This window comes from Streptococcus sp. GMD1S, from assembly GCF_000296875.1.
GTDB lineage: Bacteria > Bacillota > Bacilli > Lactobacillales > Streptococcaceae > Streptococcus.
Window position 1 is genome coordinate 1 of sequence record NZ_AJQY01000437.1, and the last position, 540, is coordinate 540.

Consider the following 540-nt stretch of genomic DNA (forward strand, 5'->3'; position numbering starts at 1 on the left):
ATCATGGGTCACAAAAATCGTTGTCATCCCAAACTCTTTATGCAATTCTTTCGTCAAAACCTGCAACTGTTTTCTCGAAATGGCATCCAAGGCTGAAAAAGGTTCATCCATAAGCAAAATCTTAGGCTGACCAATCATAGCACGAACAATACCAACCCGTTGCTGTTCTCCGCCAGATAGTTCACTAGGAAGTCGATGTCCATACTCAGCCACTGGTAAACCAACTTTAGCCAAAAGCTCTTCTGTTTTCTGAGCAATTTCTTCCTTGCTCCAGCCCTTCATCTCAGGAATGAGGGCAATATTTTCCGCAACCGTTAGATTGGGAAAAAGAGCAATGGCCTGTAAAACATAACCAGTAGAAAGACGAAGTTCCCGCTCATCATAGTCTTTGATGCGCTTGCCATCCATATAAATATTTCCATCAGTTGGTTCCAAAAGACGGTTAATCATCTTGATCATGGTTGTCTTACCAGATCCAGATGGACCAACTAAAACCATGAACTCCCCATTCTCAATCCGTAAATTGACATCTCTCAAAAC

The 540-nt window shown here is 42.0% G+C and carries 1 protein-coding gene; it reads right to left on the reverse strand.

Annotation, left to right across the window (positions count from 1 at the left end; all coding sequences use genetic code 11):
* Positions 1 to 540, reverse strand: a 540-nt coding sequence (locus tag GMD1S_RS10840) for an ATP-binding cassette domain-containing protein (RefSeq protein ID WP_000322840.1), incomplete at both ends; no start/stop codon positions are given.